A 16,759-nucleotide genomic window follows, 5' to 3' on the forward strand; every position below is an offset into this window, starting at 1 on the left:
TTATACTGAAGACTATGAGAGAAATAACTGCAAGCCTTCGTTTGACGGCTGCCATTCTCTTTAATGAAACGAGGTATGACATGGCTCTTTTGAAAAAGCTCAGAAAATTCTATCGAGCAAGTGCCGAAAACCGTATTCAAACCCATGTGTTTCTTGCCTTCTTGATAATTCCCGTAATTGGCATGATTGCTTTGTATGTCTGGGTTAATCTTTTCTGGTTACATTAATACTCCTTGCACAGACAAAAATGCGGCAAAGGAGCACACTATTTTTCAGAACTGCATTGCTCATCATTCTTCCATGATATTATTCTGGGTCCGCTGCCATTAAGTTAAGGAAACTCTGTAATGCATGTAGGTTGGGCCCTTGGCCCAACATTGAGTTCTGGAGTGGTTCAACCCCTTTGTTGGGCCAAGGGCCCAAACCTACAGTAACTTAATGGCAGTGAGTCCTGGGCGGTGTTATCGAATAATTAAACCAGTCTGTTCTGAAGTCTGATTGGTTTCAGATACCACCGCGGCCTTGGAACGGCAATCAAACAAGGTTTTTACCAGCGGGAGCTGGGATAATTTGCTTGTTTGTACATAATCGTGCTGTAACAATGCCATAACCATTTTAACCACTGCAGGCTTCTTGCCTTCGGAAACAGGCTTTTGCAGTAGTTTGATACAAGCTTCGGCGCTTTCGCCGCTGGCGATACCATCATCCAGAAAAATAACCGTTTTACCTGCCAGAGATTTGATCTTATCCGTAGGAAGCTCGAGTACATCCGGGTCGCCATAGCCTTTTTGTATATTCTCCCGCTGCACTGCTTCATCAGGCATCTTATATCCGCCTTTTTTGCGAATGGTGTAAAGAGGCAGTTGCAATTGACCTGCGACCTGAGAGGCAATGGGAATCCCGCGCACCTCAGCGGTAGCGATAACCACATCTTTCCAGGCCAGATTGTTTTTCTCTATATAGCGCTGAATTTTTAATGTCATCTGTCTGACCATATGGGTATTCAAACCGGCATTTTCATGTAACTTTAATACATCAAAGAAGCGATTTCCCTTATAAGCGTGATGAGACATATTGCGCATGGCTTCATCTCGCTTTAACTTCCAGCTCACCAGATATCGCTCTGGTGAAACGGGTACATTTTCATTGCCTATCTGTCTGTCCGCAGGCTCAGTGACTGCCTTTATCTTAAAGTCAACGGCTTCAATGCGGTTGAAAAAATGTTCTTTAAAATAATGCGTATAAGCCTGCCCCACACAGCGTCTTGCGCCCGCCGAATGATAAATGCCCGCTTGCTTTAGGTTCAGACAGGCCATTGTGCCTGCGGATAGGCTGGTACCGTCCGCCAATTGGATATCTTCATCCAGAATGCGGGTGCGTATAGGGAAGAGATAGCCTTTATCCAGTCCTTGTTCATAGATGCGGGCGCGCACCATAGGATCTCGAAGATCAGCATGTTCTTTGACGGCTATGGCAAGCGCTTCATACATGACATTCTCAAGAAAGTCAGGTTCAAAAATCAGATCAAACACACAATCAGAAACAATCGCAGCGATTGTTTTCGCATCCAGACCCAACTGCTCTTTTTCATTAAAATAATTTAAATCCGCCTCAAAGCGTTTGACCATCGACTGACTTGTGGCTTTGCCAATATATTCCTGAATCGCTTTTTTAGCGGTCTGCAGTTCTTTATTGACGGGCAGTTCATAGAGCCAGGACGTTAAGCCGCTTGGATCCAGGCTTTTGTAATAATTGCTATAAAAGCATTGCTTCATCGCTGACAGTATCTGATGACGTGTATGCTGATAAGCTTCCAAAGATACATTGTTTCCAAAAAGATACTCTGACCAGAAGCTGCTGAAAAATGTATCGAATGCTGTATCCAGTTCAAAGGTTTTTGTGGCGAAAAAATGGCGATCCAGGTGCTCATCAATTAAACGTTCAATGCGTTGCCGATCACTCTTAATCGTTTGCCCAAATGCACTATGGATTAATTTCCATACATTCACCTGCTGTTGCTGATCGACAAAATGACGGTCATCGCCAGAATCAGTGGCGACAAACTCGTATTTCAAGCCGGCAGCCTGTGAGAAATGACGATACACATGACCTAAATGGCTTTTAGATTCCAGTACTTTTCTTACTTCAGCGGCGGTTTCAAGATACACCATTGTTTTATTAAACAGAGAAAAGGATAAATTCTGTGTCTTGTAATTTTCCTGCAAGGACTTGATTGATTTGTACTCGATGCCGGTTTTCCACAGTTGCGATAAAACAGAACTTAAGCCGGCAGGTCTTATTTCGCTGTCAATAACGGGTTGTTGTGCTGGAACTTCATTGGTCTTTTGCAAGACAGTATGGACTTCATCGATTCGCTGCAAATTAGCATAAATAAAAAGGCTGGTGGGTCGAATGGCCTCTGCATTGTGGATACTGATTGCTTTTTTACCGAGATTTTCCTTGATTTGACTGATCAAGGGCAGAGTAGTTTGCTGGTAAAAATTCAAACGTCTTTGAATTGCATCCTGATTATCATCACAGCGAGAATCCTCACGAGCTGTCAGACGCTCTTTAAGTGTTTCCTGGTCGATATCCAGATGAATTAAAGCTGCAGGCTGCCCCCATCCTTCAATAAAGTCCTGGTATTGTGCCTCGGTGCGTGGATAGCCATCGAGTAAAATAACGCTATCCTGGTCAGTAATTGCGGCTAATTCTTCAGCCAGGATCTGTTTAATAACCTGATCTGGCAATAAATTCCCAGCACTTATCAGTGATTTGTATTCTTTAGTGATCGGATGTTCGGGATTTTCAAGATATCGACGAACCACTTCGCCCAGAGACAAATGCCTGAATTGGCTGTTCAGTGCCATTAAGGCAGAGCCTTGAGTACTTTTACCGCTGCCGGGTGCGCCAGTTAATAAAACGATTTTCATGATTGACCTCATCGCAAATAAATGATGAGCTAATAATATTCACTTTCGATTGTTTTTTGTTCCCGTATTGACTACGCCCCGTAATGTTTACGGGGTGGGAAATCACAGTGCGAGTCATTCTTTATTCAAATGCGTGCGGCGTTCGTTCATTGTTTCGATACTGTTGTAGATTGTCTGGCGGACAATTTCCTGCATTACCGGAATATCTTTGAGCGGAGTGCCATTGAAGATGGCGTGTGCAATGAAAAAACTGTCTTGCCACAGTTTTTCATTGGCCCGGCTGGAGGCTTTTAACCACAGTGAAATCCATAAAAAATGAAAGAGCCACTTCTCACGGCGGGCTTCAAACTCCTCGGAAAACACTTCCTCGGTCGCTTCATCGATAGAACATACTTTGATCCCTTCGACAAAACTGCTGCAGCGGTTGACCAGCTTATCGACATGAGCGTTCTCGATATACCAGGATTCGGTGAATGATTTATTTTTCAACCAGCTTTTTGAACGCTTGAATGACATCTCAACAATTTCAGGAGTAAAGGGATGGATTTGAACCGACAGGTCCTCTATCACGGCTGGAATATCAATTGCCTTCGGCGTGAAATGCACCCCAAGCAGTTCCTGCATTTCAAGAAAATGCAGGTCAGGAACCTCATTTTTGGCTAGCGTCATCGCCAGAAAATGCTCACAAATTACACGGTGGTAATCAAGATCGACCACACGCAAGGTCACACTATCGTCAAAGGCCTCTTCATAATAACGATTTATTTCTGCAGTGGTCATTATTGGGGTGACCCAGACATCCTTTATTCCTATTTCATCTTTGAATAGCAAGCCGCAAAGCCGGTTGTTTCGCCCAAGCTTTACATGAATAAATAGCCCCTGAGCGCCGCTTCCATCAACTTCACTGGCCTTGATTCGCTTAATTTCCCCGTGAGGAGGAGGCTGTAGAATGACTCCCTTTTTCCGCTGGATTTTAATCCAGCGATTAAACTGCTCATGATATTCTGCAGGATACCAATTCTTGATAGCCTGCAAGCGGGTCAGCGACGCAGAGCTGAAAGTCACGCCGTTAACAATTTCCTCATGGGCTGCGATTACTATTTCCCGAACGAAGTGCTTGGGGTGAAGCAACATGAGTAAGGCAATATCCTGACCTTCCGGAATGCTGTAGAGATCAAATACCAGATCGGCAAAGAACTCCACCGGCATGGCATAGCTCTGAGCAAAAAAGTTTTCGGCGATATCGAAAATACTTAGCTCTGATAATTCATTAATCATATCCTGGATGGCTTTAAGATGATTAACTTCTTCTTCAGGACTAATTTCTTCTTCCTGCCCCGCCAGCTCAAGATAGGCATCGCGCAACTCGTCTGACAGTTCGGCATGCACATCGTAAAAGGCGTTTAAAATAGGCAGCCAGAAACTCAGCGTGTGCGAGGCGGTTCTGATAGTACGAGCAAGATGCGACATCAGTTGATCAAGAATTTTAATCGCCGATTTACTGCCGCTTTCCAGTGCAGACTGGAGTTGAGCGACACAAATATCCAATGCATAGATACAGGCTGAATAATAGGAGCGTGTTTCCTCCAGTTTCTCTTCAGACATATGATCAAGCAGATCAACCAGCTGAGAAGCCAGATGAGGCTCCTGGAGAAAAGAATTCACATAATGGGGCTCTGGATCGGCATTATTTTCAATTAACGCCGCCATCTGCTCAATCCATTGTTTTAGTTTCGTAAAGTCTTCAGTCATGGGGTCTGAGGTACCTGTCTTGGCGCTCCATGTTCGTCAATGGCTACAAAAACAAATATACCTTCGGTTACTTTATATTTTCCAGATACAGCGGCGCCAGGCTCGGCCCAAACCTCAACAGCGATTGTCATTGAGGTTTTACCCGTTTTGACTAACTCAACATGACAGCTGACCACATCACCTACGTGTACGGGCTTTAGAAATGTCATTGAGTTAATCGCCACGGTAACTGCGCGGCCATGAGATATCTTCTTTGCCAATACTCCGGCTGCCAGGTCCATTTGCGAAACAATCCAGCCGCCAAAAATATCGCCGTTGGCGTTCGTTGAGGCAGGCATGGCCAATGTTTGAATGGTAATTTCGCCGCGCGGAGTATCAGTCATATCAGGAACCACGTTTCAATTTGGACAGGGCATCGGCCATTGCCGTATTAAACACCCCTTTCTTAACTGGTTTTTCGGGCTGTTTCTTATCATGAGCTGGCTTAGAGCCTTTTAATATTTTTTTCGGCCCAGGGTTTTTGGCTGATTCGGTCGGCTTGCCGGGCTTTCTCGCCGGAACGTTTGACTTTTCCTCATCCAGAATCATGCTTAAGCCAATTCGTCGTCTTTCCTTGTCGACTTCGACCACCTTCACTTTGACAATATCGCCGGCTTTTACAATAGTGTGCGGGTCACTGATAAAACGATTAGTCATTGCTGAAATATGAACTAAACCATCCTGATGAACACCGACGTCGACAAAGGCACCAAAATTAGTCACATTGCTGACGACGCCTTCGAGAATCATACCTGTTTCCAGCTGGCTAATATCTTCCACCCCCTCTTTAAAGGAGGCGGTTTTGAACTCAGGACGTGGATCGCGTCCAGGTTTTTCCAGCTCACGAAGCACATCACGAATGGTGGGTAAACCAAATTGATCATCGGCAAACTCTGCGGCATTAACGCTGTTCAGAAGCTTATGGTTTCCAATTATTTGTCGGATTTCAATATTATGTCTGGCCAGTATTTTTTCAACCAGAGGATAGGCTTCCGGATGTACTGAAGAGGCGTCAAGTGGATTTGCGCCATTCATAATACGCAGGAAACCGGCAGCCTGCTGGAAGGTTTTCTCTCCCATGCGCGGAACCTTTTTCAGTTCTTCACGGCTGCTGAATACACCATTTTCATCGCGATACTGCACCAGGTTTTTCGCTAAGGTTTCATTTAAGCCTGAAACGCGAGTCAGCAGAGAAACCGAAGCCGTATTGACATCGACCCCAACGCTATTCACACAGTCTTCTACCACGGCGTCAAGGCTACGTGCCAGACGTGTCTGATTTACATCGTGCTGATATTGCCCTACACCAATCGATTTAGGCTCAATTTTAACCAGCTCTGCCAGAGGATCCTGAAGGCGTCTGGCAATGGAAACAGCGCCACGTAATGTCACGTCCAAATCAGGAAACTCATTGGCCGCCAATTCAGAAGCGGAATAGACGGAGGCACCTGCTTCATTTACCACGATTTTAGTCAATTTCAAATCTGGATACATTTTCATCAGATCAGCAACCAGGCGCTCAGTGTCTCTGGAGCCGGTTCCATTTCCAATACTGAGTAGATTGACATTATGACGGGCAGCCAGTTTGGCCAGTTCAGCGATAGACTGATGCCATTCATTGTGGGGTGCAAAAGGAAAAATGGTAGTGTAGTCCAGCAGCTTTCCGGTAATATCAACGACTACCACCTTCACGCCGGTGCGGATGCCGGGATCAAGGCCTATGGTAATTTTTTGTCCGGCTGGGGCACCGAGTAATAAGCCGCGTAAATTTCTGGCGAACACCTGGATTGCTTCTTCATCCGCTGCCTCTCGTAAACGGGCCAGTAATTCAAGCTCAAGTTTGGTGAATAATTTAATTTTCCAGGTCATGCGGACTGTTTCCTGGAGCCAGGCGTCAGCGGCACGTTTTTGATCAACAATACCGAAATAGCGGCCAACATGCTCTTCACCGTAATTCTCATTGTCATTGAGCTGAAGCGATAATTGTAAAACGCTTTCCCGACGCCCGCGGAATAATGCCAGGGCACGGTGAGAGGGGATTTTTTTTAATGGTTCTTCATAAGCAAAATAATCCGAGAACTTGCTGGCATTATTTTTCTTGTCGCTACTGGCGGCACTGCCTGTTGATTTTAAAACAGCATGTTGCCATAAATACTCGCGCAGCTCGTTAATCAGTTCAGCATTTTCTGCAAATTGCTCCATGAGGATTTGTCGGGCACCTTCCAGTGCTGCTTTTTCATCTTCAATGCCTGCCTCAGCATTAATGAATTTGAGCGCTTCCTGCTCGGGGGATAAGTTGGGATCTGCCAGGAGCGATGTGGCCAGCGGCTCGAGTCCTGCTTCACGGGCAATCTGTGCTTTGGTGCGGCGTTTGGGGCGGTAGGGCAGATATAAGTCCTCAAGCCTTGTTTTGGTGTCAGCGGCAAGAATGCTGGCTTCAAGCTCGGGTGTTAATTTTTCCTGCTCTTTAATCGACTGAAGAATGACATTACGACGTTCATCCATTTCGCGCAGATAATAGAGGCGCGATTCCAGGTGCCGTAATTGGTTGTCATCAAGTCCGCCCGTTACTTCTTTACGATAGCGGGAAATAAAAGGAACAGTGGCGCCCTCATCCAATAAGCGAATGCTGGTTTCTACCTGAGAAACATTCACTTTCAATTCCTGTGCAATGATGGTTGCAGCCGACAGCATTTTTTGTGACATTCACATCCCCGTAAGACAAAACTGTTAAATCGCCAGCATTATATACTTATCAGTATTTAATTTGCGAGATTTTCAGCGGTGATTATATACAATAAGCAGGTATTTGGGAGTACTCATTGATTTATCTTTTTACATAGCCCGAGCGTAAACGGTCGGGCCAGATGAATTTCAATCAATAAATTACGAACGAATACCGCTTTTCAATTATTAATTACAGGCTCACTCGACCGTTACTGACTTGGCCAGATTACGCGGCTGATCCACATCCGTGCCTTTTGCTACGGCTACATAGTAGGCAAGTAACTGCAAGGGGATGGTATAAACAATGGGGGCTATCCATGATCCGCAGGCGGGAACCGGAATGAGTCTGGCCCCGTTGGGCTGCCATTTGTGAGAGTCGTCCGCAAAAACAATCAGCTGGCCGCCACGTGCACTGACTTCGTGAAGATTGGACTTCAGTTTATCAAGTAATTCATCATTGGGAGCGACGGCAATGACCGGCATATGTTTGTCAACCAGCGCCAGAGGACCATGTTTAAGCTCACCGGCGGGATAGGCTTCCGCATGAATGTAGGAGATCTCTTTCAATTTGAGTGCGCCTTCCAGAGCGACGGGATATTGCGTTCCCCTTCCCAGAAACAGGGTGTGGGATTTTGAAACGAATAATGCCGATAAGCTCTCAATTTCATTACTCATTTGCAAAGCGCGCTCACAGCATGAGGGTAACTCCTGCAACTGTTGCAATACTGTATGCGCTCTTTCGTCTTTACATAATGCAGCAGCCAGCATTAAAAAAGCGGCTAATTGCGTAGTAAATGCCTTGGTTGATGCCACGCCAATCTCTAAACCAGCGCGGGTCAGGAAAACACAATCAGACTCTCTGACCAGAGTGCTGGTGGCAATATTGCAAATGGACAATGTGGCCAGATAGTTTGAATTTTTTGCCTTGTATAGAGCGGCCAGCGTATCGGCTGTTTCACCGGACTGAGAAACAGTGATAAAAAGAGTGTTTTTTTCAACAACAACATCGCGGTATCGATATTCGCTGGCAATTTCTACCTGAGTGGGAATGCCTGTCAGAGACTCCAGCCAATAGCGCGCGACTAATCCGGCATGGTAGCTGGTGCCGCAGGCGACAATATGAATTTGCCTGACTTGCGGAAAAATGTGATTTGCACGTTCTCCAAAACTGGCTTTGAGTATATCGATACTTTGAATACGGCCCTCAAGCGTATCAGTCAAAACCTTGGTTTGTTCGTAAATTTCTTTCAGCATAAAATGGCGATAGGGGCCTTTGCTGGCAGACTGGCCATCATCTTCCAGCGGATGATGGGGACGTTTAACTGGTTTTAGCTGTGCATTAAACAGTTCTACCTGTCCTTTATGCAGGCGGGCGCTATCGCCTTCTTCCAGATAAATCACCGATTGCGCAAACGATCGCAAGGCCAGCGGATCTGAGGCAATGAACATCTCATCGATTCCTATGCCAATCACAAGCGGGCTTCCCTTGCGTAGTGCAATGAGCTCATGAGGGCGTTGCTGGTGAATCACGCCAATTGCAAAAGCCCCATGCATGGCAGAGCTTGCTTCCTGAACGGCACGCAAAAGATTTTCATGCTGCTGATAAAAGTGATGGACTAAATGAGCAGCAACTTCTGTATCTGTCTCTGAGGTAAATTGATAGCCTTTGGTCTTTAGATCTTCGCGAAGTGCTTCATGATTTTCAATAATACCGTTGTGGACTATGGCGATTTCATTATGTGATAAATGAGGGTGCGCATTAAGTTCGCAGGGTTTTCCGTGAGTTGCCCAGCGAGTGTGTGCAATTCCTATCGTACCGGCAATGGCGGTTTCCTGCATGGCGTCTGCCAATGCCTGGACCTTGCCTTGCATGCGAACACGTTTCAGACGGCTATGCGAATCGATAACTGCAATACCTGCTGAATCATATCCACGATATTCCAGACGGCGCAAACCCTCCAGCAAAATACGACTCACATCTCGTTGGGAGATTGCTCCGATGATTCCACACATAATAATGGCTCCTTCATATTTTAATTATTGCCTATATAACAAGACCGGGCTTTTTATTCATTGTAAAGAACCTGAAATTATGCCACAAAAACCCCCACAATCTAAAGATTTGTGGGTGTCTGGCATTGAGTTCGATATCCATGCTCTTTCATTGCCTCACAAATTTCATAGGCGAGATAGCGGTGAACACGGGTTGTAGGATGCAATTCGTCCCAGAATAAATAGGCATCCGGATTATCGCAGACATGATAATTTTTATCACCTGCCGCAAAATTACTGTCGCGATAGTGAAGAACCTGCAAATACTCAAGAACGTAGTTTCCTGCGAATGGTGATCCGGCAAGCGTATGGAACATTGGTAGTTTAATATCGATGCAGGCATCCATTGTATTGTTTATGCCAAACTGTTCCGGATTGTTTAAGGCTTTTTCAAAATAAGACTGAACGGGGATGAAGAGAAAGTCGACCTGAGGCATGATCAGCCGCCATTCTTCAACTCGAAGAGCCAGGCGTTCATTATGCTGCTGAATGGCGTTATTAAGAACCGGACGGTCATAGGTACGGTTGAATTTGGGAATATGACCAATTTCGGGCAACCCAATGACCACGATATGTGTGGCTCCTGCGCTGACCAGTTTTTTTACCCCGGAACCCAGGCCATCCAGCACATTGTCAATATAGCTGTTCATTACCGCCGGATTATAGTTGTCCTCAAATTTTAAGACGTTAACATAGTCATTAGCGCCGCTGAACACAAAATATATAGTCTGGCTGTCCAGGTGTTCATGGACCAATAAATAGGATTGAATCGTCAATCCAAGACTCGGGGGAATTAATTTTCCGACCACCAGTGTTTTCAGAGTATTGATTGGATGGCGGATTAAATTCCACACAGTCAGCTGATAATCATAGCTCACCGCCCAACTGCCGCCAAATGCCTGATCATCGAAAACGCGCAAATCCTCGCGATCGACATTAAGCATCGGCGCCAGGTATTCACTCCAGATACGGCCATTTGAGAAATGATGCTGCCAGTAGGGATCACCCGGCAATACAGGAACCTGTCTGACTTTACCGATTAAATTGGCTAGTAATGGGGCCAAATCCTCATCAAAAAAATGGGTGACCAAATCAATGCCTGAATCCAGTACCACCTGCGGCACATAGTAATCATTGGCAAATTCAGTCATTTTGTTAATTACAAACACTTTAAGAGGTTTAACCAGAAAGGCAGGATGTTCATCTTGCCGCAATGCTTTAAGCAAGTGGGTTGTATTGCCTGTGTCAGACAAACTGTCGCCAAAAATTACCATCGCTTTAACTGCTGGTGCAGCAAAAAGGCCAAAGGGCAGCCACAGCATAATAACAAACAAAAACCGGCACATCCTGGTGCAGTTTGGCATAGCTCTCTCCTTAGAGTCTGTAAAACCTGATCTTGCCTGAAGAACAGGGTGTAACATGGGCTGCTGATCACGTCCATAAATTAAATTTAACTGTTATTCCCGCCTGCGCGGGAATGACAATAGCACCAGCCCTCATCCATTTAGATTAGAACTCTCAATGATTTATTGTCAAATATAACCTGGAAAGACATGTGGGTAATGATGAGAATAGCTGTGGGGTAAGGGATTAAGTTTAAGTCTGTAATAACCCTCATCAACGCTTCTTCATCAGCCTTGCCCGCTCACGCTGCCAGTCACGTTCTTTGATACTATCCCGCTTATCATGCGTTTTTTTACCTTTTGCCAAAGCCAGCTTCATCTTGACGCGGTTTTTTTTCCAATACAGAGACAAGGGGATTAAGGTATATCCCTGGCGCTCGACGCTGCCGATGAGTTGATTAAGCTCCTGGCGGTTTAACAGTAATTTACGGGTGCGAGTGGGGTCTGGCTGTAAATGAGCGGCAGCAGTGGGCAAGGGTTGAATCTGGGCGCCCAGTAAAAATGCCTCGCCATATTTTACAATCACATGCGCATCGGACAAATTAATTTTTCCTGCCCGCAGGCTTTTGACTTCCCATCCCTGCAAAACGATGCCCGCTTCGTATTCGTTTTCGATGAAATAATCAAACCGTGCTTTTTTATTAAGCGCAATGCTTGAGTTTTTAGAGTGGTCGTTTGACATAATGAATTCTTCGGATTACTAAATGTTGGAATTATACTCTGAGTAAGAGATTTATAGTATGCAGATTAATAAAAAGAGAGGTTATTTCTTGCGAATTGTACTAGGATATTAACTTTAAATCAGGGAATTACTATGAAAACAGGTGAACTGGTTAAGGATTTTCAATTTGTTGCCACAAATGATCTTGAGCAGAAACTTAGTGATTATCGCGGCAAATGGCTTGTGCTTTATTTTTATCCAAAGGACGCGACACCAGGCTGTACCCTGGAGAGTCAGAATTTCCGTGATGCCCATTCCAGATTTAAACATCTCAATGCTGAAATTCTTGGAATTTCCCGCGACAGTCTTAGCTCGCATGATAAATTTAAATGCAAGCAGGAACTGCCATTTGAATTAATAAGTGATCAGGATGAGGCCATTTGTAATTTGTTTGATGTCATCAAAATGAAAATGATGTACGGCAAGCAGGTCAGGGGAATTGAACGCAGCACCTTCCTGATTGATCCTGAAGGGGTATTGCGCAAGGAATGGCGCAAGGTCAGCGTGGACAATCACGTGAAGGAAGTTCTGGATGAGTTGAAAGCACTTCAGGCATGATCTATGCAGGGAGTGAGTTGTGTTGATGACTACTATAATAAGGCGGTCTTATGGATACTAAAAAGTTATTTGTACTCGACACCAATATCCTGATGCATGATCCCACTGCTATTTATCGTTTTGACGAACACGATATTTACTTACCTATGGTCGTTCTCGAAGAGCTCGACAGTCACAAAACCGGTTTGTCGGAAGTGGCGCGAAACGTACGCCAGGTGAACCGTATGCTGGTGGAGTTAATGGCGCATGCTACTCATCAGGAGGTTGTGGCTGGTTTGCCGCTAAATGGCGTTCTCAATAATCATGATCACAAGGGCAGCGGCCGCCTGTTTTTTCAAACCCATGAATTTGAAGGGGTGAGGCCAATTTCTCTCCCCGGACACAAAGCGGATAACACCATTCTGGCGACCGCTCTTGGCCTGCAGAAACAGTTCGCCCCGCGTCAGGTCATTATCATTTCCAAAGACATCAATCTGCGTATAAAAGCCGGTATTCTCGGGATTTTAGCGGAAGATTATTACAATGATCTGGTCGTTGATGATGTTAATCTTTTACACAGCGGTCTCCATATTCTGGAAAATGACTTCTGGGATGCGCATGGCAAGGATATGAATGCCTGGCAGGAAGGGGGACGGTCGTATTATAAAATCAGCGGTCCGCTGATTAAGCACTGGTATTATAATGACTGCATCAGTACCCGCGATAATCAATTCCAGGGTATTGTTAAACAACTCACACCCGAGCATGCGGTGGTTCAGGTTGCCAGAGACTATACGCAGGCCAAACATGGCGTCTGGGGAATTAATGCGCGTAATCGCGAGCAGAATTTCGCTTTAAATCTCTTGCTGGATCAGGATATTGATTTTGTTACTCTGCAAGGTTCCGCAGGTACCGGTAAGACGCTGCTCACTATCGCTGCCGGTCTGACCCAGGTACTGGATCAGAATCGTTATAATGAAATTCTGATGACTCGCATTACCATTCCAGTAGGTGAAGACATTGGATTCTTGCCTGGAACAGAAGAAGAAAAAATGACTCCATGGATGGGTGCTCTGATGGATAATCTTGAGGTGCTCCACAGTTCGCAGGAAGGGGGAAGTTTCGGGCGGGGTGCCACCCAGGATTTACTGCAGAATAAAATCAAAATCCGCTCATTGAATTTCATGCGCGGCCGCACCTTCCTAAACCGCTATATCATTATCGATGAAGCGCAGAACCTGACAGCCAAACAGATTAAAACTCTGGTGACTCGTGCAGGCCCTGGAAGTAAGATCATTTGCCTTGGAGATATCAAGCAGATTGATACGCCCTATTTAACAGAAAGGACCTCGGGACTGACCTTTGCCGTGGACCGATTTAAGCATTGGCAACACAGTGCGCATATGACTTTAACGCGTGGAGAGCGATCAAGGCTTGCACATTATGCGGCAGACCATTTATAGTACGCGTTTTACAAAGGATAAACAATGCACACTCAAGCCATTACATTTGACGACGTCTTATTGGTGCCTGCTTACAATCACCATGAATCCAGGCGTGTCGTTGATATCAGCATGCAAGACAGACTGGGTAAGCTCAAGCTGCAATTGCCGGTGATCAGTTCCAACATGGACACGATCACCGAAAGCAAAATGGCCAATTTCATGCACAGCAAAGGCGGCATGGGCGCTTTGCATCGCTTTTTAAGTATCGAAGAGAATATCAGCGAGTTTAAGCAATGCCTTGGGCCAGTGTTCGTTTCGGTGGGATGTTCTGATGCTGAGTTACAAAGAGCCGAGGCGCTGCGCGACGCGGGTGCTGATTATTTTTGCGTGGATGTGGCGCATGGTCATGCCAAGTATGTAGGCAAGATGTTGAAGGAGCTTCGTAAAATCGTCGGCGACCGCTGTATTATGGCGGGAAATGTTGCTACTTATGCCGGTGCTGATTATCTGGCTTCTTGCGGCGCTGATATCATTAAGGCAGGAGTCGGCGGCGGCTCCGTTTGCAGCACGCGTATTAAAACCGGCTTCGGTATCCCTATGTTGACCTGCATACAGGAGTGCGCACGGACTGATCGTTCCATTGTCGCGGACGGCGGGATCAGAACCTCCGGAGATATCGTGAAAGCGCTCGCTTTTGGCGCTGATTTCGTAATGATTGGCGGTATGCTGGCAGGTTCTGAACCTACGCCCGGGGAAGTTATTACCAAAGAAGATGGGCGCAAGGTCAAGCGCTATCGCGGCATGGCTTCGCGTGAAGCTCAGGAAGATTTCCACGGACAAATGAATGAATGGAAAACAGCCGAAGGCGTGGCCACCGAAGTGCAATATCGTGACACTCAGGATGGCACAATTGCTGATATTATCGGCGGTTTACGTTCCGGTTTAACCTATGCCGGTGCTGATAGCATCAGTGAGTTGCAACGCAAACTCGATTATGTGGTGGTCACTCAGGCCGGTCGTCTGGAAAGTTTGCCGCATAAGCTGATGGAAGGTTGATTCTTAAGCCCTTCTTTCTAGCCCTCACTGCCATTAAGTTAATGAATTTTTTGTTATTCCTGAGCCGGCGCGGGTGTAAACATAAGAGAAAATCCCCTCTTCCAAGTTTAGGAGAGGGCTAGGGTCTGTCATTAAGTTAAGGAATCATCGTAGGTTGGGCCCTTGGCCCAACAAAGGGGTGAACCACACCAGAACTCAATGTTGTGCCAAGGGCACAACCTACATGCAATTGCAGAATTTCCTTAACTTAATGGCAGTGACGGCCAGGGTGAGGGTTGATTTTAACCCTGGAGCTGTTCTGCTCAGGATGGACCATTCCATCTGCTTTTTAACTCACCCTGATTTAAGGCTTTCTCCTGCTTTTTATCAAGAACGGCAGTAATGCCAAGCAGCTGCTCCTCTCCTCCTTTCACCGCCGCCAGCTTTTCGGTTTTCGAGTAACCGAAAAAGTATCCGTGATAATGCTTGTATTCTGCTTGTCCCTTTCGCTGCTGCTTGTACTCATCCAGCTGCTGCAATTTACTCAGCAGACGATACTGGGAAGAGTCTTTTGGAATGTTGCTTTGTTGCGCCTGTTCGAATAATTGTTTGAGAATGACGCTGTACTGCTCATAATCGTTCTGATGATATTGGGTTAAATACTTTTTCAATAAATCCGAATCATCTGCAAAGGTGTCTACCGTATAGCGGGTCGCCTTGATTGCCCTGAAATCATTAGCTTCCAGTTGATGGCCCAGCAGATTTTTTTTGATTAGAACAGACGTTTGGCTATCGCCTGCAAAATCAGGCGCCTGAGTTTCCCGGTATAATTCACCGAGGACTCGTTTACACTGACTGGCTTCGGCCTGCCGTATTTTTGGCAGATAGCTTTCCAGTGTTTTGGTATCATTAAAATCACTGAGTGTGTAATGGTCCTTACCCAGTCGATGCAATACGGCTGGTATATTTTCAAGTGAATGAGTAGCGGCCAGCAGTCTCATATTTTTCAGGAGTTTTTCCTGAGCTTCTTCACTTCTGGGAGTTTCTACATAGCGTTTCAGCAATGCCGGGTTCTTATCAAGGGATAAAAGTTTCACGCTGATAAAGCGATCCTCAATGGCTGTCAATAATCTGTCTGCTTCACGCTCATTTAATTTAAATTCAAATTTAAAAAACTGTCTAAGCTCAGGTTCGAGTTGCTGAAAATCGGTATTGATGAGGTATTCAGCAAGGGCTTTAGAGCCTAGAAGTTTATCTACAGGGTCCAGTTGCTCAGACATGAAGGTTTTTAAGCCCTCTCGTAATAAGGGGAGCTCGGTGTGCCGAGCGCTAATAGTATCCAGAACATCTGGAGTGAGCAAAAGGCTTTTTAGCAATATGGGGAAGAATTTTTTCCTTGCTTCTATCTTTGCTGGTTCTGATTGTAAATCCTTTTCATCTCTTTCCATTCGTGGGAGCAGAACGGCTAACAATTCACTGGGTTTTATATCGACTGCACCATGTCTACTATATATCGTAGTGCCATACATCCGGGCTTTTAAGCGTTCCAGGCTTAAATCATAATCAATATGCGCCGTTTCGTTGTTGTCATTAACGCCAAAATTAGCAGGATTCAAGTCGCCCTCGTTGAGAACAGACAGAGCCCAAATCATTCCGGGATCCTTCATGACCTCCTCGAACTCTTTCGGGCTTGCCGTTTTGTACCCTGCCGGATTGTGTTGAGATGCGACAGCCTCGACAGAGTCAGATTTTACTACGCGTGTTTTGGCCGCTCGTGAGAGACCGAGAATAAAACGGAATAAATCACTGGCAATGGCCTCCAGCTCATAGGCATGCTGGTTCGGAAGGGTATTCTCCGGAGCTCGGATATTATTTGGATGTTTGTAATACCACTGGGAATCTGGTTTTGCAGTTTTTTCTGCTTTAACCGTGGTCTTATTAAGCGCATTACTCCTTTTAACAGTAAATTTTTGGGGATCGATATGTTTTCTTGGCATGGGTGCATCACAATAAGCGGTAGTGTTTATATTATATCATATTTGTGCTTTTTATGTTCTGCATCTGCTTTCGATTTTAGGATTAAATTCGCGAGCTATACTAAAAATAGTCGCGATG

At 45.5% G+C, this 16,759-nt stretch carries 12 protein-coding genes; 4 read left to right on the forward strand and 8 right to left on the reverse strand.

Annotated elements, in window-relative coordinates; all coding sequences use genetic code 11:
- The first annotated feature begins 14 nt into the window (after positions 1 to 14).
- Entirely contained in the window at positions 15 to 227 is a 213-nt protein-coding gene (locus LXA66_RS08710; protein WP_233012821.1) for a hypothetical protein, read from the forward strand.
- Between the two features lie 234 nt (positions 228 to 461).
- On the opposite strand, the gene LXA66_RS08715 is transcribed toward LXA66_RS08710, so the two are convergent.
- The 7 genes from LXA66_RS08715 to smpB all read right to left on the reverse strand — a co-directional run bounded on the left by LXA66_RS08715 (position 462) and on the right by smpB (position 11,588).
- Positions 462 to 2,933: a nucleoside monophosphate kinase gene (locus tag LXA66_RS08715; protein WP_233012822.1), complete on the reverse strand. Its 2,472-nt coding sequence runs from the start codon at positions 2,931 to 2,933 to the stop codon at positions 462 to 464.
- A 114-nt stretch (positions 2,934 to 3,047) separates the two neighbouring features.
- Positions 3,048 to 4,685, reverse strand: a complete 1,638-nt coding sequence (locus LXA66_RS08720) for a hypothetical protein (protein ID WP_233012823.1) — start codon at positions 4,683 to 4,685, stop codon at positions 3,048 to 3,050.
- Complete coding sequence (gene yciA / locus LXA66_RS08725) at positions 4,682 to 5,068, reverse strand: acyl-CoA thioester hydrolase YciA (RefSeq protein WP_112219518.1); 387 nt, start codon at positions 5,066 to 5,068, stop codon at positions 4,682 to 4,684. The genes LXA66_RS08720 and yciA overlap by 4 nt, the downstream gene beginning before the upstream one ends.
- Before the next feature lies 1 nt (position 5,069).
- Entirely contained in the window at positions 5,070 to 7,430 is a 2,361-nt protein-coding gene (locus tag LXA66_RS08730) for a Tex family protein (protein ID WP_112219517.1), read from the reverse strand.
- Positions 7,431 to 7,649: 219 nt separating this feature from the next.
- Positions 7,650 to 9,464: a glutamine--fructose-6-phosphate transaminase (isomerizing) gene (gene glmS / locus LXA66_RS08735; RefSeq protein ID WP_233012824.1), complete on the reverse strand. Its 1,815-nt coding sequence runs from the start codon at positions 9,462 to 9,464 to the stop codon at positions 7,650 to 7,652.
- Between the two features lie 101 nt (positions 9,465 to 9,565).
- Positions 9,566 to 10,867 carry a lysophospholipase/glycerophospholipid:cholesterol acyltransferase PlaC gene (gene plaC, locus LXA66_RS08740; protein WP_233012825.1) on the reverse strand — a complete coding sequence of 434 codons (1,302 nt, stop codon included), beginning with the start codon at positions 10,865 to 10,867 and terminating at the stop codon, positions 9,566 to 9,568.
- 253 nt (positions 10,868 to 11,120) lie between these two features.
- Positions 11,121 to 11,588: an SsrA-binding protein SmpB gene (gene smpB / locus LXA66_RS08745; RefSeq protein WP_233012826.1), complete on the reverse strand. Its 468-nt coding sequence runs from the start codon at positions 11,586 to 11,588 to the stop codon at positions 11,121 to 11,123.
- A 132-nt stretch (positions 11,589 to 11,720) separates the two neighbouring features.
- Between smpB and LXA66_RS08750 the strand changes: the two genes are divergently transcribed.
- Genes LXA66_RS08750 through LXA66_RS08760 form a run of 3 tightly spaced genes read left to right on the forward strand, consistent with a single transcriptional unit; the run spans position 11,721 to position 14,665 of the window.
- The gene (locus LXA66_RS08750) at positions 11,721 to 12,185 is read left to right on the forward strand and encodes a peroxiredoxin (protein ID WP_112219514.1); all 465 of its coding nucleotides are present in this window, start codon (positions 11,721 to 11,723) and stop codon (positions 12,183 to 12,185) included.
- A gap of 50 nt (positions 12,186 to 12,235) precedes the next feature.
- Complete coding sequence (locus tag LXA66_RS08755) at positions 12,236 to 13,627, forward strand: PhoH family protein (RefSeq protein ID WP_058507069.1); 1,392 nt, start codon at positions 12,236 to 12,238, stop codon at positions 13,625 to 13,627.
- Between the two features lie 24 nt (positions 13,628 to 13,651).
- Complete coding sequence (locus LXA66_RS08760; RefSeq protein ID WP_133139891.1) at positions 13,652 to 14,665, forward strand: guanosine monophosphate reductase; 1,014 nt, start codon at positions 13,652 to 13,654, stop codon at positions 14,663 to 14,665.
- Between the two features lie 302 nt (positions 14,666 to 14,967).
- Here LXA66_RS08760 and LXA66_RS08765 read toward each other — a convergent pair whose 3' ends face one another.
- A complete protein-coding gene (locus tag LXA66_RS08765; protein ID WP_233012827.1) occupies positions 14,968 to 16,641 on the reverse strand; it encodes a hypothetical protein in 1,674 nt (557 codons plus the stop codon).
- Between the last annotated feature and the right edge of the window lie 118 nt (positions 16,642 to 16,759).

Source organism: Legionella sp. 16cNR16C, from assembly GCF_021297775.1.
Lineage (GTDB): Bacteria > Pseudomonadota > Gammaproteobacteria > Legionellales > Legionellaceae > Legionella_C > Legionella_C quinlivanii_A.

What these genes read in the sequence shown, in the direction of transcription:
- LXA66_RS08710 (WP_233012821.1), top strand. Translation starts at nt 15, where the DNA reads ATGAGAGAAATAACTGCAAGCCTTCGTTTGACGGCTGCCATTCTCTTT.
- LXA66_RS08715 (WP_233012822.1), bottom strand. Translation starts at nt 2,933, where the DNA reads ATGAAAATCGTTTTATTAACTGGCGCACCCGGCAGCGGTAAAAGTACT.
- LXA66_RS08720 (WP_233012823.1), bottom strand. Translation starts at nt 4,685, where the DNA reads ATGACTGAAGACTTTACGAAACTAAAACAATGGATTGAGCAGATGGCG.
- yciA (WP_112219518.1), bottom strand. Translation starts at nt 5,068, where the DNA reads ATGACTGATACTCCGCGCGGCGAAATTACCATTCAAACATTGGCCATG.
- LXA66_RS08730 (WP_112219517.1), bottom strand. Translation starts at nt 7,430, where the DNA reads ATGTCACAAAAAATGCTGTCGGCTGCAACCATCATTGCACAGGAATTG.
- glmS (WP_233012824.1), bottom strand. Translation starts at nt 9,464, where the DNA reads ATGTGTGGAATCATCGGAGCAATCTCCCAACGAGATGTGAGTCGTATT.
- plaC (WP_233012825.1), bottom strand. Translation starts at nt 10,867, where the DNA reads ATGCCAAACTGCACCAGGATGTGCCGGTTTTTGTTTGTTATTATGCTG.
- smpB (WP_233012826.1), bottom strand. Translation starts at nt 11,588, where the DNA reads ATGTCAAACGACCACTCTAAAAACTCAAGCATTGCGCTTAATAAAAAA.
- LXA66_RS08750 (WP_112219514.1), top strand. Translation starts at nt 11,721, where the DNA reads ATGAAAACAGGTGAACTGGTTAAGGATTTTCAATTTGTTGCCACAAAT.
- LXA66_RS08755 (WP_058507069.1), top strand. Translation starts at nt 12,236, where the DNA reads ATGGATACTAAAAAGTTATTTGTACTCGACACCAATATCCTGATGCAT.
- LXA66_RS08760 (WP_133139891.1), top strand. Translation starts at nt 13,652, where the DNA reads ATGCACACTCAAGCCATTACATTTGACGACGTCTTATTGGTGCCTGCT.
- LXA66_RS08765 (WP_233012827.1), bottom strand. Translation starts at nt 16,641, where the DNA reads ATGCCAAGAAAACATATCGATCCCCAAAAATTTACTGTTAAAAGGAGT.